This is a genomic window from Streptomyces sp. NPDC097619 (assembly GCF_040302735.1).
Classification (GTDB): Bacteria; Actinomycetota; Actinomycetes; order Streptomycetales; family Streptomycetaceae; genus Streptomyces.
Genome location: NZ_JBEOSD010000018.1, coordinates 1 through 20,462, shown reverse-complemented (window position 1 = coordinate 20,462; position 20,462 = coordinate 1). Strand labels below are relative to the sequence as shown.

Genomic DNA, 20,462 nt, shown 5'->3' with positions numbered 1-20,462 from the left:
TCACACCGCCGTCCGCAGCTGGGGCTCCAGGGCCCGGGCCAGGTCGCGGAGCACCGGCTTCTCCAGGATCTCCCGGAAGTCGAGGGCGGCGCCGGTCTCGCGCCTGACCTTCTGGCGGACCCGGAAGGCGAGCATGGAGTTCCCGCCGAGGACGAAGAAGTCGTCCCCCGCGCCGACGTTCTCCACGGCGAGCAGCTCGGACCAGACGGCCGCGAGGATCCGCTCGCTCTCGGTGCCGGGGGCCTCGTAGCCGCGGGCCCTGGCCTCGTCGGACTCGAGGACCTCCAGGAGTGCGGCGCGGTCGCGCTTGCCGTTGTCGGTGGCCGGGATGCCGGCGACGACGAGGATCTTCGCGGGGACCATGTGGTCGGGAAGGTTCTCCTCGGCGTACCGCCTGAGCTCCTCGGGTTGGACGGGGCCGCGCCGCACCACGAACGCCGCGAGGGCACGGTCCTGACCGTTGCCGACGGGTAGCACGGCTGCCTCGCGGACCTGCGGGTGGCGGGTCAGGACGCGCTCCACCTCGCCGGGCTCGACCCGGTAGCCGCGGATCTTCACCTGGTGGTCGGCGCGGCCCACGAAGTCGAGCTCGCCGTCGGGTCGCCGTCGGACGAGGTCTCCCGTGGCGTACATGCGGCTGCCGTCGGCGGCGGTGGGGTCGGGCAGGAACCTCTCCGCGGTCCGGGCCGGATCCCCGTGGTAGCCGCGGGCCACGCCGTAGCCGCCGACGAAGAGCTGGCCGGTCTCCCCCTCGGGCACCGGGAGCAGGTCCTCGCCGAGGACGTGGAGGCGGGCGCCTTCGAAGGCGGTGCCGATCGGCACGCCGACGGCGTCCGCGTCCAACCGACCGACCTCGTGCGCGGAGCAGGCGGTGGTGGCCTCGGTGGGCCCGTACAGGTTGAACAGGCGGCCGGAGAACTCGCCGGCGAGCAGTTCCCGGCAGGTGTCGGCGAGGATCGCGTCGCCGCCGGTGTGGAGGATCCGCAGCGGGGCGAAGGCGTCGCGGTCCTCGCGGACCACGTGCCCGACGGCCATCGTGGGCACCAGCATGGCCGTGATCCGCAGTCTGCGCAGGGTCCGTTGGAGGTCGGAGGCGAGCAGGTCGGGGAGGGCGGGCAGGACGACGATCTCCGCGCCCTGGGCGAGCGCGCACCAGGTCTCGAAATGGAAGGCGTCGAAGGACAGGCTGGAGATCTGGCCGACCCGGTCCTCCCCGGTCAGCGGCGGCAGGGCGCTGTTGAGGGCGAAGCCGACGACGCTGTGGTGTTCCAGGACGGTGGCCTTGGGCAGGCCGGAGGAGCCGGAGGTGAACAGCACGCAGGCGGCGCTCCGGGGCCGGGGGGCCGCGGCCGGTCGGGCGGGGCCGCCGCCCGCTTCCGGAGGGGGCAGGGTCAGCACCCGGGAGGCCGGGACGTCGTCCCGCCACTCGGGTTCGGCGAGGACCACGTCGGCTCCGCCGGCCCGGATCATCAGGTCGCGGCGGGCGGCCGGGTAGCGGGGGTCCACGGCGAGGTAGGCGCCGCCCGCCTTGAGGACGCCGAGCAGGGCGGCGAACATTCCGGTGCCGCGCCGGAGGCAGATGCCGACGCGGTCCTCGGCCCGCACCCCGGCGTCGAGGAGGTGGCGGGCCACGGTGTCCGACCAGGCGTCGAGTTCGGCGTAGGTGAGGGACCGGTGGTCGTCACGGACGGCCGGTGCCTCCGGGTGCCGGGCGACCGAGGCGGCCCAGATCCCGGTGAGGGTGCCGGCCGGGGGTCGTTGCGCGTGCTGGGTCATCGGGCTCCTGCCTCGCTGATCGCACCGTCTCGGCGGTGGGTTTCCAGTGCCTCCAGGACGAGGCTTCGGGTGGGGGCGGCGGCCGGGAGCTCCTCGCGGGGCACGTCGAGGCGTACCGACCGGGTGGTCGCGGCGCCGGGCCAGGAGTGGATCTCCGGCTGTGACCGGGAGAGGAAGTTGACGGCGGTACCCGGCCAGGAGGGGTGGTCGGTGCGGTGGGCGGCCACCAGGTAGGCCATCCAGTCCAGGAAGCTTCCGACCAGCGGGGCCAGCGCCTCCGCGGCGTCCTCCTCTTCGAAGTCGGGGTCCTCCTGAGCGGCGAGGGCCTCCCTGATCTCTTCGGTGAGGTGGCGACCGGCGTGCTCCAGGAAGGCCCCCGAGCGTTCGGCGACCAGCCCGCCGGTCCACCAGGCGGGCAGGGCGGGCGGGGCACCGACCGAGCCGAGCAGCCCCCGGTATTCCCGCTCCACGGCGGCCGGGGTGGCGGGTTCCCCGTCGAACAGCAGCAGGAGGGGGGCGCCGGTGCGGGCGGCGGCTTCCTGGGCGAGCGGGGCGGCCATGCAGTAGCCGAGGACCGCCCTGACGGGTCCGGTCAGGGGTCCACCCACCTCCAGGGCCCTCCCCGCGTACGCGGCGGCCGAGGGTTCCCGGGGCAGTGGGGGCACCATGAGGCTCCGGACCTCGTAGCCGGCTTCCTGGAGTGCCAGGTCCGCCAGTCGGGCTTCGCGGCGGGGCCCGGGGTAGTCGAAGACCAGCAGGACGGGCTTGGTCATGCGCTGCCTCCGGAGACAGGGGTCAGGCCGCGGACGAGTTCGGCGACGACGGCCCCCGGGGACTCCTGGACGAAGAAGTGCGAGCCGGGCAGCACCCGGCAGTGCGCGGTTCCGGTGGTCTCGGCGGTCCAGGGCAGCGCCCCGACGGTGTCGCCGTCGCCGTAGAGCGCCCAGATGTCGCAGTCCAGGGGGCCCTCGGGGGCACGGTAGGTCGCCAACAGGCCGATGTCCGCGGCGAGGATGGGGGCGGTGAGGTCGGCCAGTTCGTCCAAGAGCGCGGCGTCGTCGGGGGCCGACGCCCGGAGCACTCCGGCAACCTCGCGGCGCAGCTCCTCGTGGTCGGGCGGTACCTCGTCGTCCTCGGCGGGGGTGCGGGAGGCCGGGGGCGGGCAGGCGGCGACGAAGAGGGCCCGGGCGGGCACCCGATGGGCGACGAGCTGGGCGATCAGGCCGCCCATGCTGTGTCCGAAGAGCACCAGGGGCAGTGCGGGGCCGGTGGCGCGGCGGGCGAGCAGGCCGGCCGCGATCTCGTCGGCCAGTCGTTCCATGTCCTCGGCGAAGGGCTGCCCGTACCCGGCTTCGCGTCCGGGCAGGCAGACCGGGGTGAAGCGCCAGTCGGCGGGGAGGAGACGGCGCCAGCCGCGGAGTGCCGCCGACCCCGAACCGGCGCACGGGAAGGCCACGAGGTCGAGCACGGGGCTGGTTCCGGTGTCCGGCGGCTCGGGGAGGAGGGTCGAGGCGGGCACGGTCACAGCGCCTTCTGCAGCGGCTGGATGCGGAGGGCCAGGCCCTGCGGTGTCGGCGCGACGAAGATGTCCTGGATGGACAGGGCGATCCCCTGTTTGCGCAGGTCGGCGGTGACGAGGGCGGCGGTGAAGGAGGAGCCGCCCTGTTCGAAGAAATCCTCGTCCGGGCCGAGGCCGGGGCTGTCCAGACGGCGCTCGAAGGCGGCGAGGATCCGGGGGGTCAGCTCCGCGGCCCCGAGGGCTTCGGAGGCGTGGGCACCGGCCTCGGGGGCGGTTCCGGCGTGTTCATCCGCCCCCGACTCGGGGTGGGTTTCGGCGGGACGGGACAAGGCAACCCCTCAGTGGAAGCGGACGGGAGTGTCGGCGTGCACGCGCCCGGCGCCGCCGGGCAGGGCGGTGGGGGCGGGGAAGGCTCCCGGCGGGCGCCCGCGGCCGGTCACGGCCGCGGCGGGTGCCGGGTGTGCGACGGGCCGGAACGGTCCGTCGGGCGGTGCGGTGGGAGCGGCGGGCCGTGGTTCCCGTGCCCGCGGGTGTCGTCCCGCCACCGGGGCGGGATCCGGGCCGGGACACCGGCCGGGACCGGCCGGGACGGCCCGGAGATTTTCTATCCGTGGCCGTCGCGGACCGTCAATCGCTCAGGTTCCGGGCGGGATCGGCGGACGCCCGCTCAGCCGCCGGCCGCTGCTCGACCGACCACCGCGTGCAGTCGAACAGGGGTGGCGCCGGAGTGCAGTCCGTCGGCGAACTCGCGGTAGAGCGTGGCGTAGTCGAGGAAGAGTTCGGCCAGTTGGACGCGGCAGTGCCGGGGCAGGGCCGCGGCGATGCTCTCGTGTTCCCGCGCGAACACCCCGCAGACGCTGAGCATCCGCAGCAGTGAGCGTCCCTCGTCGCTCTGCCGGAGCGAGGGGTCCCGGTGCAGGGCGCGCACGGCCCGTGACAGTTCGTCCCCGGATCTCGCATGCCGGTCCACCGGTTCCCGCGCCGGCTGTCGTCGGACCGCACCGGAGGGTTCGCCGGTGGCCCGCAGCGGGACCACGCTCTCGCCCCTCCGCAGTCGGTCGCGGACGTCCGCGACGGTGGCCGCGGAGATGCCGGCCTCCCGGGCGATCTGGCGGAGCGAGGTGTCGGGCCTGCTCTCCAGCAACTGTCGGGCGCGTTCGCGGCCGGCGGCGGCGTCGACGGGGCGGGCCCGTCCGTCCCGGCCGATGCGCAGTCCGCCCTGAGCCCCGGCCCCCTCCCGGCGCAGGGCGGCGACCTTGGTGGCCGACAGCCCCGCGAGGAGGGCCACCGCCCGGTCGGACCAGTGCGGGTGCGAGTCGAAGATCCGGTGGGCCGCGGCGACTCGGTCCTCCAGGGTCAGGGGCCGGCCGTGGGTGATGTTCATGGCCACGGCCAGCAGGTCGGCCTCCTGGCGCGTGCCGTCGAAGAAGCGGACCGCCACGGTGCTCCGGCCGGTCTCCCGTGCCGCCCGGAGTCGGGCTATCCCGTCGATGACGCGCGAGGTGGCGCGGTGGACCAGCAGCGGGGGAAGTTCCCCTTCGGCCTCCGCCAGGGCCCGCACGTGTTCGGGGTCCTCTCCCGCCAGCCGGGGGCTGTCCCCGATGACGAGCCGTGCCAGGGGGACCGTCTCCACGGGGGCCCGGGTCAGGACCTCGTCGCGGAGCCTGATCAGCCCGTGGGCGTCGGTCGGAGCCGCGCCGGCGACAGGGGCGGACCCTGCTGCGGTGGCGGTGTCCACGACGCTCACTGCCAGCCGGAGTCGTCCTGGGGACCGTCCTGGACGGTCACCGGGGCGGTGGTCCCGACAGGGCCGTCGGCGAGGATCGTGGACGGCCCGCCGAGGCCGAGGACGAGGGCGGTGGCGGTGCCGGCCAGGGTGAGGGCCAGAGCCTTCGCGATGCGCATGGGGTTCCTCCGTGGCGCCGTTCGTTCATCTGTCGTTGACGATTCTGGTAGGCGCTCCGGAGCACTTGAAGACGATCCGGTACGGGAAAAGTGTCCATGGCCGAAGTGGCCACTTCCCTCACCCGGGACCTCCCTCCGGACCCTCCGGAACGTCTCCCACCTGTGCGAACGCCAGGGCCCTGAGCCGTACGACGGTCCAGTCCGCCCAGCCGGTCCCGTCGGCCGCTTCCTGCCACGCGCGCGCCGCGAAACCGGCCGCGTCGGCCAGGGAACGGCACCGGGCGTACAGGGCGAGGACGGGATAGGGGCGCTCCGCGGGGTGCAGGCTGGCATGCTCGACGCCCGCCACCCTCGCGACGGCGACGGCCGCCGCCGGGGGCGGGGAGCCGCCGCCGGGGTGGTGCAGTTCGACGTGGACCAGATACATGGGGCCTGCCTCGGTGAACGACTGCGGCGGCCCGTACGGCACAGCCCACGGCACCTCGGCCCTGATCAGGGCGGTGGTGGCTGACTACACTGACGCGACCTGCGCGTGGCTGCCGAGAGGACCACTATCCCGGGATCCGGCGCGCAACGGAACTGCTCAAGGGGGAGGGTCTTCGATGTCCAGCCAACTGGGTCTGGATCCCGCCGTGGAAGCCGTCTACCGGTCGATGCTCGCACGGCCCAACGACAGCGTCACCGATACCGCCGAACACCTCGGCATGCCGGTGGAGCACGTACGAAGAGCCCTGGACTCCCTGACCGAACTGACCCTCGTGCGCGGCGGCGCCGGTGCGGCCGCGCGTGCCGTGAGCCCTCCGTTGGCCATGCAGATCCTGCTCGCCCGGCAGGAGGCGGAGGTGGCCGCGAAGCAGCAGCGCCTGGAAGCGACCCGCGCCGCGGCGGCCGAGCTGATCGCCGACTACGCCCACCTGCAGGACGTCGCCCCGGGCCTCGGCCTGCAGTACGTGGAGGGCGTGGAAGCCGTCCGCGACCATCTGGAACTCCTCAACAGCGAGGTGGAGGAGGAGTTCTGGACCTTCGCACCGGGCGGGCCGCAGACACCGGACAACATGCGGTCCTCCCGTCCGCTGAACCTGCGGCTGCTCGACCGCGGGGTCCGGATGCGGACGGTGTACGTCGACAGCATCCGCCGGGACGCCCCGACCATGACGCACGTCCGCTGGTTGGAGGAGCACGGCGCCCACATACGCACCGCGCCCACCCTGCCGAACCGCATGATCATCTTTGATCGGCGGACGGCCCTGGTCGCCGCCGACGCCGGCGACACGGGCGCCGGGGCCTACATCATCAACGGTCCCGGCCTGATCACCATGTTGGTCAGCCTGTTCGAGCACGTGTGGTCGGGCGCCGCGCCGATCGGGGACACCCCGCGCCCTACGCCCGAAGGGCTGACCCGCGCCCAACAGGAGGCCCTGCGGCTGATGGCCCAGGGACGCACGGACGAGAGCATCGCCTCGAGTCTGGGGGTCTCCGTGCGCACGGCCCGCCGGCTGGCCAACGGCGTGATCACCACCCTGGAGGCCCGCAGCCGCTTCCAGGCCGGGGTGCACGCGGTACAGCGCGGCCACCTGCCCACCGAGCCGGATTGACGGGCGGGCAACCGTCCGTCACGCGCGGTTGAGCCCCGCGGGTCCCGGCCCCCGCGGCCGGACCCGCGGGGCGCCCTTGCCCGCGCCCCCCGGCACCGAAAGAGTGGCCGCATGACCTTCACACCGGCCGAGCTGCTGACCGCCTTCGCCCGTACCCGGGCCTCCCTGGACGGGCGGGAGACCGTCTACGCGTGGATGGGGGACGTGTACGCGCACGGCCCCGCGGAGCCGTACCGGCGGATCTTCGGCTTCGAGGGGTTCAACGTCTCGCGGCTGGTCCCGGCCGCGGAGGAGGACGGCGGGGGGCTGCGGCTGCTGAGCCGGGAGGCGGCCTTCTACCTGGACCCGTCGGACCGGCGGATCCTGGAGGAGTGGGAGGGCAGGCCCGTGGAGCACGTGTGGAACGACCCGGTGAACCAGCACTGGCGCCCCTTCCCCGTGCCGTACACCCTCCTCGGCGACCAGGTCTGCTTCTCCCTGGAGATCCCGCTGGCCTACCCCTCGCCGCTGCCGGTGGCGCAGTACCCGGAGAACTCGGCGGACGACACCTACCGGGCGCTGGAGATGTTCCAGTTCTTCGCCCCGGCCGAGGTGTTCGACACCACCGCGCCCGGTGTCCCCGCCACGATGTCCTGGACCCGGATGTCGCCGTGGCTGCCGTGGATGGCGCGGGGGCAGCGCCCCGGCGGGCTGGTCTTCCAGTGCCGGGGCCGCAAGCTGGAGGGGTACGGGGAGCTGCCGGAGCGGATCCGCGCCCACGTGGCCGCGCACCGCCCCGAGTACGCCGCGGCCCCCGAGGAGTGGTCGGCGCCCAACGAGTCCACCTGGACCGCCTTCCGCCGCACCCACCCGCCCCGGGAGTCCTGACCGGAACGCGCGGGCCCGGCCACGGTCACGGCCCGACCCCGGCCCCCACACGGCCCGGCCGTCAGCCCACCCGACCGTCCAGGGTCCGAGGGTGACATATGCGGTACCATATGTGCATGACTCTCAAGCGCACGACGGTGTACGTCGACGCCGAGGACCTCCAGGTCATCAAGGAGGCAGCGGCTCGCGAAGGCGTCTCGGAGGCGGAGATCATCCGCCAGGCCGTCCACAGAGCCGCACTGGCTCGCCGGGCGTGGAACGAGCCCTTCTTCAGTCGCACCTATCCGCCCCTCTCGGGCAACCCCACCGACACCGCGGAGGCACGCGCGGCGATGTGGGACGAGAAGGCCCAGCGGTACAGGGATTCCAAGGACGACGCCGCGTGATCGTCCTCGTGGCGGACACCTCGGGGCTGCTCGCCGCGCTGGAGGACGGGCACCCCGGCGGGCCCGGCGCCCGCGAGGCGCTGGACCGGGCGAGCGTACTGATCGTCTCCCCGGTCATCCTGAGCGAGCTGGACCATCTGGCCACCCGGGAACTCGGCCGTCGGGCCGCCGTCGAGGCGGTGGACGACCTCTGCCGCCGGATGCGGGCGGGGCGGGCGGAAGCGGCTCCGGTGACGGTGTCCACGCTCGAAGAGGCTCAGATCGTCCGCGCCCACTACGCAGCCCTCGACCTGGACCTGACGGACGCCGTGAACGTCGTCCTGGCCCGGGACTACGACACCGACGCCATCCTGACCCTGGACAGGCGGGACTTCAGGGCCATCACACCGCTCAGCCCCCACAAGGCCTTCCGAGTGCTGCCGGACGACCTCTGACCCGCACACCCGCCGAGCGGCACCCCTCCTCGGGAACCCGGGCACCACGCGAACCCGGGCGCCGAGGGAACTGCGGGTGGCGGCGAGCAGGCGTGCGCGCCCCGAGCACGGCACGTGCGGCCGCCACCCCACGACCCGCACTCGTCAAGGTCAACCCTTGGCGTCCCCTCGCGACGCGTCGCTCCCCTCAAGAGTGATCAAGAGTTGACGGTCCGTCAACACCTCGTCAGAGGTACATCCGCGGTTCCGGAGTTTTCTCGTCCATTTTTTCCTCGCGGTCGATCTCGCACCAGATGCTCTTGCCGGTGCCCTCCCGCTGCCAGCCCCAGCGGTCCGCGAGGCCGTCCACCAGCTCCAGGCCGCGCCCGTTGGTGGCGCAGTCGTCGGCGTGCCGGCGGGCGGGGGCCCGGTCACTGACGTCCGCGACCTCGACGCGCACCCGGGGCCCGCCGAACAGCATGCGCAGCACGGCCGGACAGCCGGTGTGCACGACGGCGTTGGTGACGAGCTCGGAGACGATCAGGATCAGCGTGTCCGTGAGGGGTTCGTCGGCTCCTATGCCGCATCCCGCCAGCCTGGACCGCGCCCATCTGCGCGCCCGGCCGACCTCCGCGGGATCGGGACCGACCTCCAGCTGAACCTGAAGCACCTGCACCGCTCACACCATCCGAACCGGCGGACACTTCGCCTCACGACGGGACGGGATCACTGATTGTGAACCTCTTGCGGAGCAGCATGGTTGACACATAGTCACCACAACAAGCGCTTCGGGCATATTCCATCGCGAAGGAGTGGGCGTGGTGCATACTGTGCGGCGCCCACGCCGCTCAACCGCTCGCATTTGTCGGAGCGTACCGGAGCACACGGGCCGCTCCGGTGCGTAACCAGGGGAGCGAAGGACACAAACCGATATCAACTCTCCGTAATCGGACGTGCGTCCCGCGGCGTCCCCCCGTTTCCTTCCGCCGTCCCCTCCGCCGCCTGCGGGAACGCCCCCGGGACGGCCCTCCGGTACCCCGCCGCCCCGGCGCACGGCCGCACCTCCCACGCCCCCGCCTACGCCCCCGTCCCGGGGGACCCGCCCGCGAGCAGGTCCGCCGCGAGGAGCTCCTCCGCCCGCGCCGCCGTGCACCACTGCCCGGCCCGGACCCAGGCCCGCTTCAGGTGGAGGTGGACGTCGGCCTCCCAGGTGAAGCCCATCCCGCCGTGCACCTGGAGGCAGTCCCGGGCATTGCGGACCGCCGCCCCGTCGGCCAGCAGCTTCGCCCCCACCACCTCCGTCCGGACGCCGGTCACCGCGGCCGCGTAGACGGCCGCGCGGGCCACCTCCGCCCGCGCCAGCATGTCCGCGCACAGGTGCTTGACCGCCTGGAAGCCGCCGACGGGCTGCCCGAACTGCTCCCGCTCCTTCGCGTACCGCACCGCCAGCTCGCAGGTGCGCAGGGCCCCGCCGAGCTGGAGCGCGGCCGTGAGCAGGGCGCCCTCCAGGGCCCGCCGGCCGACCGGGGAGTCCTCGAAGCCCGCTCCCCCGCCCGCCCCGTCCCCGGCCGTCGGCACCGCCCACAGCGGGGTCAGCGGGTCCACCGACCGCACCGCGGCACCAGTTCCCGGGGCCGCGCCCGGGGCCGCGCCCAGCAGCCCGTCCGCCTCCCCGAGGAAGGCCGTGTGGCCGGGCAGGTCCTCGGCCGCGATCACGGCCAGGCCCTCCCCCGCCTCCGGGTGCGCCCCGGTGGCCGCCGCCAGCTCGGTGGCCACCAGCGGACCGGGCAGCAGCGCGCGGCCCGCCTCCTCGAAGACGAGGACGACCTCCGGCAGGCCCAGCCCGAGTCCGCCGTCCGCCTCCGGGACCCGCAGCGCGAAGAAGCCGGCCGCGCCCAGCTCCCGCCAGAGCGCCCGGTCCACCACGGGCTTGCCCGCCTCGGCGGCGTCCACGGCGGCGCGCAGGGCCTCCCGGTCGAAGCGGGCGGCCAGCAGTTCCCGGACCCCCGCCTTGAGGTCCCGTTGGTCCGCGGTCAACTGGAAGTCCATCGGCCCTCACCGGCCCTTCGGGAGGCCGAGGATCCGCTCGGCGACGATGTTCCGCTGGATCTGCGAGGTGCCCGCCGCGATCGTGTAGGAGAGGGAGGACAGTCGGTCCTGCACCCAGTCCGCGCCCTCGCCGTCCAGGACGAGGGAATCCGCCCCGAGGACGGCGGCGGCCGTGTCGAAGAGCTCCTGCCGGGCGTGCGAGTAGCGGAGCTTGAAGACGGAGCCGCCGGTGCCGGGTATGCCCCCGGTGCGCTGGGATTCGGAGACGTTCCACTGGGTGAGCCGCCACAGCGCGGCGAACTCGGCGGCCAGCCGGCCCAGGGTCCGGCGCAGCGGTACGTCGTCCCAGGCCCCGGTCCGCAGGGCGTGCGCGGCCAGTTCGGCGAGGACCCGGCGGCAGGCGACGACCTCGCCGACGAAGGCGGTGCCCCGCTCGAAGGAGAGGGTGACCATGGTGACCCGCCAGCCGTCGTTCTCGGCGCCGATCCGGTGGTCGACGGGGATGCGCACCTCGTCGAGGAAGACCTCGGCGAACTCGGTGGACCCGGCGAGGGTGCGCAGCGGCCGCACGGTGACGCCGGGGGCGTCCATGGGCATCGCGAGCCAGCTGATGCCGCGGTGTCGGGGGGCCCGCGGGTCGGTGCGCACGAGGAGTTCGCACCAGTCGGCGACCTCGGCGTGGGAGGTCCAGATCTTGGATCCGGAGACCACGTAGGCGTCGCCGTCGCGGACGGCGCGGGTCCGCAGGGCGGCCAGGTCGGAGCCGGCGTCGGGCTCGGAGAAGCCCTGGCACCAGACCTCCTCGCCGCGGAGGACGGGGGGCAGCCAGCGGGCGCGCTGGTCCGGGGTGCCCTCGGCGGCGATGGTGGGGCCGGCGTGCAGCAGGCCGACGAAGTTGGCCCCGACGTAGGGGGCCCCGGCCCGTTCGGTCTCCTCCAGGAAGATCAGGTGCTCGGTGGGGGTGGCGCCCTGTCCGCCGGCGTCCACGGGCCAGTGCAGTCCCGCGTACCCGGCCTCGTACAGGCGGCGCTGCCAGCCCAGGTCGTAGGCGCGGCGCCCGGGCCAGTCCGCGGGCTCGGGGCGCGCCGGCAGCTCGGGCAGGGTCCGGGCCAGCCAGGCGCGCAGCCGGGCCCGGAACTCCCGCTCCTCCTCGGTGGGGGTCAGGTCCACTGGCGGGCCCCGCCCGGCACGCGGTCCCGGTCGAGGTCGAGCCCGAGCATGCGGATGGCGTTGCCGCGCATCAGCTTGTAGACGGTCTCCTCGTCGAGTCCGCCGACGTGGTCGAGGGCGACTTCCCTGGTGTGCGGGAAGGTGGAGTCCACGTGCGGGTAGTCGGTCTCGAAGGTGGCGTTGTCCCGGCCGACGACGTCGAGGGCGGCGATGCCGTGCTTGTCGCGGAAGAAGCAGCAGAAGATCTGCCGGTAGTAGTAGGTGGAGGGCGGTTCGGGGATGAGGCCGCGGACCCCGCCCCAGGCGCGGTGCTCCCGCCAGACGTCGTCGGCGCGTTCCAGGGCGTACGGGATCCAGCCCATCTGGCCCTCGCTGTAGGCCAGCTTGAGCCGCGGAAACTTCACCAGGACCCCGCTGAAGAGGAAGTCCATCATCGAGGCCATGGCGTTGTTGAAGCTGAGGGAGGCCTGGACGGCGGGCGGGGCGTCGGGGGAGGCGGCGGGCATCTGGGAGGAGGACCCGATGTGCATGTTGACGACGGTGCCGGTCTCCTGGCAGACGGCGAAGAACGGGTCCCAGTAGCCGGAGTGGATCGAGGGCAGGCCCAGGTGGGTGGGGATCTCGGAGAAGGTGACCGCGCGGACCCCGCGGGCGGCGTTGCGGCGGATCTCCGCGACCGCCAGGTCGATGTCCCAGAGCGGGATGATGCACAGCGGGATCAGCCGGCCGCCGCTGTCCCCGCACCATTCCTCGACCATCCAGTCGTTGTAGGCGCGGACGCAGGCGAGGGCGACCTCCTTGTCCTTGGCCTCGGCGAAGGTCTGGCCGCAGAAGCGGGGGAACGTCGGGAAGCAGAGGCTGGCCTCGACGTGGTTGAGGTCCATGTCGGCGAGCCGGGCCTTGGGGTCCCAGCAGCCGCGGCGCATCTCGGCGCGGGTGATGCCCTCCAGGGTCATGTCGTCCCGGTCGAAGCCGACGGCGGCGATGTTCCGCTTGTACGGGAACTTCAGGTCCTCGTAGATCCACCAGTCGGTGGGCGGCCCGTCGGGGTCCATGGAGATCACGTACTTGCCGCCGGTGTAGACGAGCTCTCCGATGCCCGCCGTGAGCGGCCGGGGTCCGCGGTCCCGGTACCGGGCGGGCAGCCACGTGTCGAAGAGGTGCGCGGGTTCGATCACGTGGTCGTCGACGCTGACGATCCGGGGCAGTTCGGGCTGTGCCGGCTGTTCCGGCGGTTCCGGCCTGTGCATGCGTTCTCCTCGACTCACGGCGCAGAGTTTCCGGCGGGCGGAGAGCTTCCTGAGGTCGGGTTCCCGGCGGTCCGTCTCCAATGGATCTGATGGATCGTCAGAAACACAGCACCACGCTAGCCTCGCGACCCCTGGACCGACAAGCGGCAGCGCCCTACGCTCTGCACTCGATCTGACGAAGCGTCAGCCCACACGTCAGCCCGCATCCCCGGAGGTCGGCCATGACGGACACCGGCACCGAGACCGCGACCGGGACCCCGCCCGAAAGCGGCGGCACGACCGGCACGGACCCCGGCGGCACGACCGGCACGGAATCCGCCGCGCGCCCCGCCGCCGGCGGCGGACCGGCCCTCGCCGAGGCCCACGAGCTGTCCCGCTCCCACACCCTGTGGGAACTGGTCGCCCGCCGGGCCCGCCGCACCCCCACCGCCCCGGTCCTCATCGAGGCCGACACCGGCCGCACCCTCACCTTCGGCGCCCTCCACGACCGCGCCGAACGCACCGCCGCCGGACTCCACGCCCGCGGCATCGGCCCCGGCACCGTGGTCGCCTGGCAGCTGCCCACCCGCATCGAGACGGTGCTGCTCTCCCTGGCCCTGGCCCGACTGGGCGCCGTACAGACCCCGGTGATCCCCTTCTACCGCGACCGCGAGACGGGCTTCGCCCTCCGCGAGTCCGGAGCCGAGCACTTCGCTGTCCCGGGCACCTGGCGCGGCTTCGACCACACCGCCATGGCGGCCCGGCTCGGCGCCCGCGGGGTCTTCGAGGCGTACGGGGAACTCCCCGAGGGCGATCCGGCCGCCCTGCCCGCCCCGCCCTCCTCCGGCACCGAGGTCCGCTGGATCTACTGGACCTCCGGCACCACCTCGGACCCCAAGGGCGTGCTCCACACCGACCGCTCCCTGATCGCCGGCGGCTCCTGCCTGGCCCACGCCCTGCGGCTGCGCCCCGAGGACGTGGGCTCCATCGCCTTCCCGTACGCCCACATCGGCGGCCCCGACTACCTGGTGATGCTGCTGCTGTACGGCTTCCCGGCGGTGCTCTTCGAGAAGTTCGAGCTACCCGCCGCGCTGGCGGGCTACCGGGCGCACGGGGTCACGGTGGCGGGCGGCTCCACCGCCTTCTACTCCATGTTCCTGACCGAACAGCGCAAGGACCCCGGCACCCCGCTGATCCCTACCCTGCGGCTGCTCGCGGGCGGCGGCGCCCCCAAACCCCCGGAGGTCTACCACGCGGTGGTCCGGGAGCTGGGCTGCGAGCTCACCCACGGCTACGGCATGACCGAGGTCCCCATGATCACCATGGGTTTCCCCGGGGACACCGCGGACCACCTGGCCGGCACCGAGGGCCGACCGCCCGCGGGCATGTCGATACGGATCACGGACGCCGCCGGCACCCCGCTCCCGGCCGGGACCGACGGGGAGGTCCGACTCCGCGGCGAGGCGGTCTGCCGGGGCTACCTGGACCCGAAGCAGACGGCCGAGGTCTTCGACCCCGAGGGCTACCTGATCACCGGGGACCTGGGGCACCTGACGGCCGAGGGCTACCTGGTCCTCACCGGGCGCAGCAAGGACGTGATCATCCGCAAGGGGGAGAACGTCTCGGCGAAGGAGATCGAGGACCTGCTGCACCGGCTCCCGGGCGTGGCCGACGCGGCCGTGATCGGACTGCCCGACCCGGAGCGCGGGGAACGGGTCTGCGCGGTGGTGGAACAGCGCGCCGACGCCGATCCGCTGACGCTGGAGCAGGTCACGGCGTACCTGCGGGCGGAGGGGCTCGCCACGCACAAGTTGCCGGAGCAGCTGGAGCTGCTCGACGCCCTCCCCCGCAACGAGACCCTGCGCAAGGTCCTGAAGTACAAGCTCAGGGAGCGGTTCGGGCGGGGGTGAGGGGCGTCGCGGCAGTGCTCAGGCGTCCGGGGGCTCCACCCCGCAGTAGCCCGCGAAGGCGGTGATGATGGTGTTCTCGGCGACCCGGCCGTCCTCGCCCACGGGGAGCCCCGCGGCGAGCCGGTCGGCGTCCTCCTCGGGAGCGCCGAGCACCTTCATCACGCGGGCCAGGACCCGCGGGTCGGCGCCGGACCGGGAGCGGTCCTCGTCGGCCGCGGCCAGCACCGCGTGCAGGAAGGGCCGGGCGATCTCCCCGAACCGGGCCGGGCTGTCCCGCAGCCGCTTCGCGGCCCCGGTGACGAACTCCTCGCGGGTGACGCGCTGGTCCCCGTCCACGTCGGCGATCCCGGCCATGCCCTGCCAGAACGCCTCGGCCCCGTCGTACAGGGCCTGTCCCCGGTCGGAGCGCGCGGCCACCCCGAATTCGGCGAGGACCGCCTTGGCCGCCGCGTTGAAGTCCTGCCGGTCGATGTACCCGTTGCCGTCCTGGTCGAAGGAGGCGAATCGGGAAGCGATCTTGCGCTCGTACTCTGCGCTGTCCATGGTCGGCGTTCCGCCTTCACGTGTGCGGTGGGGTGCAGTTCAAGACAGGCGGCAGCGTAAGCCCTCGATGGCCGGGACGTTAAGCGAAGCGGACGGTCAAGTGGCCGCACCCGCCCCGCGCAGGGGGCGCGCGCCGGGGCGCGTCACAGGAGGCGCACTAACACGGAGGATTACGCTCCGCTGCACCTTCGGCCAAAGAAGGCGCAAGAGGGCCGTTGCCGACTACATTCAACGGGTCGGCAGAGACCGCTACGGAAGGCGGGGGGACTCCATGGCCAAGGACGCGCCACCGCGCTGGGACCACCGGATGCAACAGCGCCTCGCCCGCGGCGAGGCGGCCGCCCTCGGCGAGCTGTACGACCGCTTCGCCTCACTGGTCCACGGCCTGGCCCACCGGGTCCTCGGCGACGAGAAGGCCGCCGACCACCTCACCCGCGAGGTCTTCGGCTACATCTGGGAGAACCCGGACGCCTTCGACCCCCACCAGGGCTCGCTGCGCTCCTGGGTGGCCCGGATCACCCAGGGCCGGGCGGTGGCCCGGCTCCGGGAGGCGGAATCCGGCCGACCCGGCTCCTCCCGCGAGGAGTTGGAGCAGAAGGTGCGCCGGGCCTCCGCCGCCGCCCGCGCCGACTACATCGTGACCTCGATGCCCGCCCCGCTGCGGGCCGCCCTCGAACTGGCGTACTTCCAGCGCCGGGACTACCGCCAGACCGCCGAGGACCTCGGCGTCACCGAGGACGAGGCCCGGCGCCGACTCCGCCTGGGCCTCCAGCTCCTGTCCACCGCGAACCTCGTCCCCGGTGAGGGGTCGGCCCCGCCCGGCTACGGAACCACCCGATGAACTCTGCCGCTCCCGCCCCGTCCCCCTCCGGCCCCTCCCACGCCCTGCTGAAGTCCCTGCTCGGCGCGTGGGCCCTGGCGGCCTGCTCGGCGGAGGAGACCGAGGCCGTGGAGGGGCACCTCACCACCTGCGCCCCCTGCGCCGAAGAGGCCCTGCGGCTGCGCGACGCCGTCGCTTTACTGCACCGCGAGGAATCCCTCGACCTGGACCCGGTCCTGCGCTCCCGGGTCCTCGAAGGCTGCCTGGGCCGCCGCCCGGCCCGCACCCCGGTGCCGACCTGGGCCGCCCCGTACGACGCGGAGACCGCCCGACTGGACGCCCTCCTCGCCGACATCGGCGACGCGGACTGGCACGCCCCGGTGCGGCTGCGCTGGTTCGACGAACCGGATCCGGGCTCGCGGCGCACCACGGTGGCCGGCGTGATCGGCCACCTGCTGGCCGTGGACGGGCTGGTGGCGCGGGCCCTCGGCCTCGACGACCCGCTCGGCCCCGGCGCGCCCACCGCCGCGGGGCCGGCCGAGCGCACCGAACTGCTGTGGACGGCGGGCGGGCGGCCGTTGACCCGTCGGGTGCGGAGCGCCTGGCGGGAGCAGGGCCACACCCTGGTCCGCACGGTCTCCTTCGCCCCGGGCGCCTCCGACCTGACCGTCCCCTACGGGGAGTTCGCGCTGCCGCTGGCCGACGCCCTGCTGGAGCGGGCCTTCGAGTGCTGGGTGCACGCGGAGGACATCGCGGAGGCGGTGGCCTACCCGTACGACCCGCCGGCGGGGGCCCACCTGCACCAGCTGGTGGACCTGGCGGCCCGGCTGCTGCCCGGCACCCTCGCGGCCCGGCGCCGGGCGGGGCTGGCCTCCCCGGCTCGGTCCCTGGTGGCGGCCGGGGCCCCGGGCCGGACACTGCGGCTGGAGATCGAGGGCGCGGGCGGCGGCACCTGGGACATCCCGTTGGACTCCCCGGCCGCGGCCCCCTCCGCCACCGAGGAGCATCTGGTGGCGGAGGTCGCCCTGGAAGGGGTGGAGTTCTGCCGGCTGGCCGCCGGGCACGTGCCGCCGCGGGAGGCCGCCGCCGGTCAGCACGGGGACCGCGAGGCCGTCCACGAGGTCCTGACCGCCCTCGCCTCCCTCAGCCGCCTCTGAGCCGGGCCCCGCCGGGCCGCCGTTCCGGCGAAGCACCGGCGGGGGCGCCTCAGGCGAAGACGACGGTGCGGGCGCCGTTGAGCAGCACCCGGTGCTCGCTGTGCCACTTCACCGCGCGCGCCAGGGCCTGGCACTCCACGTCCCGCCCGATGGCGACGAGCTGGTCGGGGGTGACCTCGTGGCCGACCCGCTCGACCTCCTGCTCGATGATCGGGCCCTCGTCGAGGTCCGCGGTCACGTAGTGCGCGGTGGCCCCGATCAGCTTCACCCCGCGGGCGTGGGCCTGGTGGTAGGGCTTGGCGCCCTTGAAGCTCGGCAGGAACGAGTGGTGGATGTTGATGATCCGGCCGCTGAGCGCCTTGCAGAGGTCGTCGGAGAGGACCTGCATGTAGCGGGCCAGGACCACCAGGTCGACGTTCTCGGCGCGCACCAGCTCCAGCAGGGCCGCCTCGGCCTCGGCCTTGTTGGCCTTGGTCACCGGGATGTGGTGGAAGGGCACGTCGTACGAGCCCGACAGCTCCGCGAAGTCCGTGTGGTTGGAGACCACGGCCGCGATCTCCACGGGCAGCGCGCCGATGCTGGAGCGGAACAGCAGGTCGTTCAGGCAGTGCCCGAACTTCGAAACCATCAGGATGATCCGCATCCGCTCGTCGGAGCGGTGGATCTGCCAGTCCATCCGGAAGGAGTCGCCGATCGCCGCGAAGCTGGCCCGCAGCTTGTCCACGGTCACCGGGGCGTCGGCGGAGAAGTGGACCCGCATGAAGAAGAGTCCGGTGTCCCGGTCTCCGAACTGCTGGCTGTCCTCGATGTTGCAGCCGGTCATGAAGAGATAACTCGACACGGCGTGCACGATGCCCTGCTTGTCGGGGCAGGACAGCGTCAGGACGTACTGCTGGGGCTGGGCCTCGGTGGCCTCGTGCGGGGCGCTCATGACCCCAGAGACTTTCACATTCCGCGGGCCGGTCAGCAGTCCGTCAGGCGCCGTGGGTCGCCAGGCGCAGCGCGTCGAGGGTCCGCGGGGGGAGGTCGGGGTCCTCGCCGTCGGCCGTGGCAAGGCGCACGTGGGCGTCACGGGCGGCCCGGACGGCCTCCGGCCAACCGTGGTGGTCCAGGTAGGCGGACACCTCGGCGTCCGGCCCGACCTGGTGCAGGATCCGGAGCACGCGCAGGACGGCCACGTCCACGAGGGCGGCCTCCTGGGAGTCCCGGAAGATCGTCCCGACGTACTTCTCGGCGGACCAGCTGTCCAGCCAGGTGTCCTCGACGAGCCGGTAGACCGCGTCGGTGACGTCCCCGTACCCCTCCTGGCCCGCGAGCCAGCACTGCTCGTGGAAGGCGGGGTCGGAGAGCATGTGCAGCGCCGAGCGCACGTTGCTGCGCCAGCGCCACCAGGGCATGTCGTTCAGCGGCATGCCGCCCATGGTGGAGGAGCGGCCGCCCCGACGGGAGGGGTTCTTCGAAGCTTGGACGAATGTCACGGTCGTCGATCGTACGTTCCCCCGGCGCCCGCCTTGACTCCCCGGCCGTTCACCGTGATGTCACTCACTGATCACCGCGCCGCGCTCGGCCGTTACCGGCGGCGCGGAATTGTGCGTGCACATGACCGGTAGGCGACGCATCCTTCCTCCTCGCTCCACCACCTCCGCGGCCCTCGGGGCGGCGCTGTGTACGGCGATCGGGGCGTCGCTCCTCACCGGCTGCGGGGCGCTCCCCGGCGAACCGGGGGGAGCCGGGGAGCCCCTCACCGTCATGACCTGGGCACCGGAGCAGACCAACGCCACCAACATGCCGGGCATGCCCGCCATGGCCAAGGCGTACGCGCGCTGGGTGAACTCCAACGGCGGGCTGAACGGCCGCACCCTGCGCGTCCTGACCTGCAACGAGCGGAACACCCCGGCGGGGGCGGCCGAGTGCGCCCGACGGGCCGTCCGCGAGGAGGCGGTGGCCGTCGTCGGCTCGTACAGCCAACACGGCCGGGCCTTCCTGGCCCCGCTGGAGACCGCGGGCATCCCCTACGTCGGCGGCTACGGGGCCTCCCCGGAGGAGTTCCAGTCCTCCCTGTCGTACCCGGTCAACGGCGGCCAACCGGCCCTGCTCGCCGGTACGGGACGCCAGCTCGCCCGCGTCTGCGACAAGGTCGCCCTGGTCCGGCCCGACACCCAGCCCGGGGACGTGCTGCCGCTGCTCCTGAACGCGGGGCTGCGCTCCGGCGAGGGGGAGCAGGCCGCGGACGTCCGGGCCGCGGAGGACGCCACCGACTACAGCGCGGTGGCCCGCGAGGCCCTGCGCAAGTCGGGGCGGTCCGACGGCTCCGGCTCGGGATCCGGCTCGGGATCCGGCTCGGGATCCGGCTCCGGGGGCAAGAGCTGCGTCACGGCCACGCTCGGGGAGCGCACCGAGACCTTCTTCGACTCCTTCCGCCGGGTGGCCGGGGAGGACCGGGTCCAGGTGGCCTCCGTGCTCGGCAGCGTCAGCCAGGGCCTCGTGAACCGCACCGGCGGCAAGGACGGCCCCTTCGAGGGCGCCTACGTCACCGGCTGGTACCCGGTGGCCACGGACCCGCTGTGGAAGCCGATGCGCGACGTGATCACCAAGGAGGCGTTCGCCGACGACCGCGTGGACCCGGCGGACACCGGCACCCAGACCACCTGGATCGCCTACACCGTGCTCGCCGAGGTCGTCCGCTCCCTCGGCGACGAGGAGATCACCGCCAGGCGCCTGGCCCGCGCCCTGGACCGCGCGGAGGGCGTCAAGACCGGCGGCCTGACCCCCGACCTCAGCTGGCGCTACCAGGACATGCGCGCGGTCGGCGGCTTCCCCCGCATCGTCAACGGCCGCGTCACCTTCCAACGCGTCCAGGGCGGCGTCCTGGTGGCCGACGGCGAACGCGCCCTGGACATGACCACCACCCTGGAATCCGCCCCGACCTCCAGTTGACCCGACCTTCCCCGGGGGGGGCGAGGCTCGCGGATGGTGGCGGGGGCCGGGGGTCCGCGAGAGGCCGGGTTCCGGGGCGCAGCCCCGTGGGGGGTCCGGGGCGCAGCCCCGTGGGGGGTCCGGGGCGCAGCCCCGGGGGGGGTCGGGTGGGCAGCGCGATAGGAGGAGCACTCGTGTGAACTCCAG

Annotated in this window: 22 protein-coding genes; 8 read left to right on the top strand and 14 right to left on the bottom strand. The window is 73.7% G+C overall.

Annotation, left to right across the window (positions count from 1 at the left end; translation table 11 throughout):
* The 7 genes from ABTZ17_RS07695 to ABTZ17_RS07665 all read right to left on the bottom strand — a co-directional run bounded on the left by ABTZ17_RS07695 (position 1) and on the right by ABTZ17_RS07665 (position 5,627).
* The gene (locus ABTZ17_RS07695; RefSeq protein WP_352194608.1) at positions 1 to 1,776 is read right to left on the bottom strand and encodes a non-ribosomal peptide synthetase; all 1,776 of its coding nucleotides are present in this window, start codon (positions 1,774 to 1,776) and stop codon (positions 1 to 3) included.
* The gene (locus ABTZ17_RS07690; RefSeq protein WP_352194607.1) at positions 1,773 to 2,549 is read right to left on the bottom strand and encodes a hypothetical protein; all 777 of its coding nucleotides are present in this window, start codon (positions 2,547 to 2,549) and stop codon (positions 1,773 to 1,775) included. The genes ABTZ17_RS07695 and ABTZ17_RS07690 overlap by 4 nt, the downstream gene beginning before the upstream one ends.
* On the bottom strand, positions 2,546 to 3,295 hold the full coding sequence (locus ABTZ17_RS07685) for a thioesterase II family protein (protein WP_352194606.1): 750 nt from the start codon (positions 3,293 to 3,295) through the stop codon (positions 2,546 to 2,548). Before ABTZ17_RS07685 ends, ABTZ17_RS07690 begins: the two co-directional genes overlap by 4 nt.
* 2 nt (positions 3,296 to 3,297) lie before the next feature.
* Positions 3,298 to 3,624 (bottom strand): acyl carrier protein, encoded by a 327-nt coding sequence (locus ABTZ17_RS07680; RefSeq protein ID WP_352194605.1) that lies wholly within the window; start codon positions 3,622 to 3,624, stop codon positions 3,298 to 3,300.
* Positions 3,625 to 3,962: 338 nt separating this feature from the next.
* A complete protein-coding gene (locus ABTZ17_RS07675; protein ID WP_352194604.1) occupies positions 3,963 to 5,033 on the bottom strand; it encodes a ParB/RepB/Spo0J family partition protein in 1,071 nt (356 codons plus the stop codon).
* A gap of 5 nt (positions 5,034 to 5,038) precedes the next feature.
* Positions 5,039 to 5,200 (bottom strand): hypothetical protein, encoded by a 162-nt coding sequence (locus ABTZ17_RS07670; RefSeq protein WP_352194603.1) that lies wholly within the window; start codon positions 5,198 to 5,200, stop codon positions 5,039 to 5,041.
* A gap of 118 nt (positions 5,201 to 5,318) precedes the next feature.
* Positions 5,319 to 5,627 carry a hypothetical protein gene (locus ABTZ17_RS07665; RefSeq protein WP_352194602.1) on the bottom strand — a complete coding sequence of 103 codons (309 nt, stop codon included), beginning with the start codon at positions 5,625 to 5,627 and terminating at the stop codon, positions 5,319 to 5,321.
* 175 nt (positions 5,628 to 5,802) lie between these two features.
* On the opposite strand from ABTZ17_RS07665, the gene ABTZ17_RS07660 reads away from it, so the two are divergent.
* The 4 genes from ABTZ17_RS07660 (at position 5,803) to ABTZ17_RS07645 (ending at position 8,482) form a co-directional block, all read left to right on the top strand.
* On the top strand, positions 5,803 to 6,795 hold the full coding sequence (locus ABTZ17_RS07660) for a helix-turn-helix transcriptional regulator (RefSeq protein ID WP_352194601.1): 993 nt from the start codon (positions 5,803 to 5,805) through the stop codon (positions 6,793 to 6,795).
* A 111-nt stretch (positions 6,796 to 6,906) separates the two neighbouring features.
* The gene (locus ABTZ17_RS07655) at positions 6,907 to 7,662 is read left to right on the top strand and encodes a DUF1838 family protein (protein ID WP_352194600.1); all 756 of its coding nucleotides are present in this window, start codon (positions 6,907 to 6,909) and stop codon (positions 7,660 to 7,662) included.
* 116 nt (positions 7,663 to 7,778) lie between these two features.
* Complete coding sequence (locus tag ABTZ17_RS07650; protein WP_352194599.1) at positions 7,779 to 8,048, top strand: ribbon-helix-helix domain-containing protein; 270 nt, start codon at positions 7,779 to 7,781, stop codon at positions 8,046 to 8,048.
* Entirely contained in the window at positions 8,045 to 8,482 is a 438-nt protein-coding gene (locus tag ABTZ17_RS07645) for a PIN domain-containing protein (RefSeq protein ID WP_352194598.1), read from the top strand. Before ABTZ17_RS07650 ends, ABTZ17_RS07645 begins: the two co-directional genes overlap by 4 nt.
* A gap of 226 nt (positions 8,483 to 8,708) precedes the next feature.
* Here ABTZ17_RS07645 and ABTZ17_RS07640 read toward each other — a convergent pair whose 3' ends face one another.
* The 4 genes from ABTZ17_RS07640 to ABTZ17_RS07625 all read right to left on the bottom strand — a co-directional run bounded on the left by ABTZ17_RS07640 (position 8,709) and on the right by ABTZ17_RS07625 (position 12,930).
* Entirely contained in the window at positions 8,709 to 9,137 is a 429-nt protein-coding gene (locus tag ABTZ17_RS07640) for an ATP-binding protein (RefSeq protein ID WP_352194597.1), read from the bottom strand.
* Between the two features lie 401 nt (positions 9,138 to 9,538).
* On the bottom strand, positions 9,539 to 10,510 hold the full coding sequence (locus tag ABTZ17_RS07635) for an acyl-CoA dehydrogenase family protein (RefSeq protein ID WP_352194596.1): 972 nt from the start codon (positions 10,508 to 10,510) through the stop codon (positions 9,539 to 9,541).
* A 6-nt stretch (positions 10,511 to 10,516) separates the two neighbouring features.
* Positions 10,517 to 11,680: an acyl-CoA dehydrogenase family protein gene (locus ABTZ17_RS07630; protein WP_352194595.1), complete on the bottom strand. Its 1,164-nt coding sequence runs from the start codon at positions 11,678 to 11,680 to the stop codon at positions 10,517 to 10,519.
* Positions 11,671 to 12,930, bottom strand: coding sequence for an amidohydrolase family protein (locus ABTZ17_RS07625; RefSeq protein ID WP_352194594.1), 1,260 nt, complete (start codon positions 12,928 to 12,930; stop codon positions 11,671 to 11,673). The genes ABTZ17_RS07630 and ABTZ17_RS07625 overlap by 10 nt, the downstream gene beginning before the upstream one ends.
* A gap of 221 nt (positions 12,931 to 13,151) precedes the next feature.
* Here ABTZ17_RS07625 and ABTZ17_RS07620 point away from each other — a divergent pair, with 221 nt between their 5' ends.
* Positions 13,152 to 14,819: a class I adenylate-forming enzyme family protein gene (locus ABTZ17_RS07620; protein ID WP_352194593.1), complete on the top strand. Its 1,668-nt coding sequence runs from the start codon at positions 13,152 to 13,154 to the stop codon at positions 14,817 to 14,819.
* An 18-nt stretch (positions 14,820 to 14,837) separates the two neighbouring features.
* Here the strand turns inward: ABTZ17_RS07620 and ABTZ17_RS07615 are convergent, their stop codons facing one another.
* Positions 14,838 to 15,362, bottom strand: a complete 525-nt coding sequence (locus tag ABTZ17_RS07615; protein WP_352194592.1) for an EF-hand domain-containing protein — start codon at positions 15,360 to 15,362, stop codon at positions 14,838 to 14,840.
* 271 nt (positions 15,363 to 15,633) lie between these two features.
* Between ABTZ17_RS07615 and ABTZ17_RS07610 the strand changes: the two genes are divergently transcribed.
* On the top strand, positions 15,634 to 16,203 hold the full coding sequence (locus ABTZ17_RS07610) for a sigma-70 family RNA polymerase sigma factor (RefSeq protein WP_352194591.1): 570 nt from the start codon (positions 15,634 to 15,636) through the stop codon (positions 16,201 to 16,203).
* Positions 16,200 to 17,339, top strand: a complete 1,140-nt coding sequence (locus tag ABTZ17_RS07605; RefSeq protein WP_352194590.1) for a maleylpyruvate isomerase N-terminal domain-containing protein — start codon at positions 16,200 to 16,202, stop codon at positions 17,337 to 17,339. Before ABTZ17_RS07610 ends, ABTZ17_RS07605 begins: the two co-directional genes overlap by 4 nt.
* A 49-nt stretch (positions 17,340 to 17,388) precedes the next feature.
* On the opposite strand, the gene purU is transcribed toward ABTZ17_RS07605, so the two are convergent.
* Positions 17,389 to 18,270 (bottom strand): formyltetrahydrofolate deformylase, encoded by an 882-nt coding sequence (gene purU / locus ABTZ17_RS07600; protein WP_352194589.1) that lies wholly within the window; start codon positions 18,268 to 18,270, stop codon positions 17,389 to 17,391.
* 43 nt (positions 18,271 to 18,313) lie between these two features.
* On the bottom strand, positions 18,314 to 18,760 hold the full coding sequence (locus ABTZ17_RS07595; RefSeq protein ID WP_352194650.1) for an SCO4402 family protein: 447 nt from the start codon (positions 18,758 to 18,760) through the stop codon (positions 18,314 to 18,316).
* 178 nt (positions 18,761 to 18,938) lie between these two features.
* Between ABTZ17_RS07595 and ABTZ17_RS07590 the strand changes: the two genes are divergently transcribed.
* Positions 18,939 to 20,276, top strand: a complete 1,338-nt coding sequence (locus tag ABTZ17_RS07590) for an ABC transporter substrate-binding protein (RefSeq protein WP_352194588.1) — start codon at positions 18,939 to 18,941, stop codon at positions 20,274 to 20,276.
* Positions 20,277 to 20,462: the final 186 nt, after the last annotated feature.

Excerpts from the sequence above, each read along its gene's own strand:
- ABTZ17_RS07590 (WP_352194588.1), top strand. The coding sequence starts at position 18,939 with ATGACCGGTAGGCGACGCATCCTTCCTCCTCGCTCCACCACCTCCGCG.
- ABTZ17_RS07605 (WP_352194590.1), top strand. The coding sequence starts at position 16,200 with ATGAACTCTGCCGCTCCCGCCCCGTCCCCCTCCGGCCCCTCCCACGCC.
- purU (WP_352194589.1), bottom strand. The coding sequence starts at position 18,270 with ATGAGCGCCCCGCACGAGGCCACCGAGGCCCAGCCCCAGCAGTACGTC.
- ABTZ17_RS07615 (WP_352194592.1), bottom strand. The coding sequence starts at position 15,362 with ATGGACAGCGCAGAGTACGAGCGCAAGATCGCTTCCCGATTCGCCTCC.
- ABTZ17_RS07620 (WP_352194593.1), top strand. The coding sequence starts at position 13,152 with ATGACGGACACCGGCACCGAGACCGCGACCGGGACCCCGCCCGAAAGC.
- ABTZ17_RS07610 (WP_352194591.1), top strand. The coding sequence starts at position 15,634 with ATGGCCAAGGACGCGCCACCGCGCTGGGACCACCGGATGCAACAGCGC.
- ABTZ17_RS07650 (WP_352194599.1), top strand. The coding sequence starts at position 7,779 with ATGACTCTCAAGCGCACGACGGTGTACGTCGACGCCGAGGACCTCCAG.
- ABTZ17_RS07665 (WP_352194602.1), bottom strand. The coding sequence starts at position 5,627 with ATGTATCTGGTCCACGTCGAACTGCACCACCCCGGCGGCGGCTCCCCG.
- ABTZ17_RS07660 (WP_352194601.1), top strand. The coding sequence starts at position 5,803 with ATGTCCAGCCAACTGGGTCTGGATCCCGCCGTGGAAGCCGTCTACCGG.
- ABTZ17_RS07625 (WP_352194594.1), bottom strand. The coding sequence starts at position 12,930 with ATGCACAGGCCGGAACCGCCGGAACAGCCGGCACAGCCCGAACTGCCC.
- ABTZ17_RS07695 (WP_352194608.1), bottom strand. The coding sequence starts at position 1,776 with ATGACCCAGCACGCGCAACGACCCCCGGCCGGCACCCTCACCGGGATC.
- ABTZ17_RS07655 (WP_352194600.1), top strand. The coding sequence starts at position 6,907 with ATGACCTTCACACCGGCCGAGCTGCTGACCGCCTTCGCCCGTACCCGG.
- ABTZ17_RS07690 (WP_352194607.1), bottom strand. The coding sequence starts at position 2,549 with ATGACCAAGCCCGTCCTGCTGGTCTTCGACTACCCCGGGCCCCGCCGC.
- ABTZ17_RS07595 (WP_352194650.1), bottom strand. The coding sequence starts at position 18,760 with ATGGGCGGCATGCCGCTGAACGACATGCCCTGGTGGCGCTGGCGCAGC.
- ABTZ17_RS07670 (WP_352194603.1), bottom strand. The coding sequence starts at position 5,200 with ATGCGCATCGCGAAGGCTCTGGCCCTCACCCTGGCCGGCACCGCCACC.
- ABTZ17_RS07635 (WP_352194596.1), bottom strand. The coding sequence starts at position 10,510 with ATGGACTTCCAGTTGACCGCGGACCAACGGGACCTCAAGGCGGGGGTC.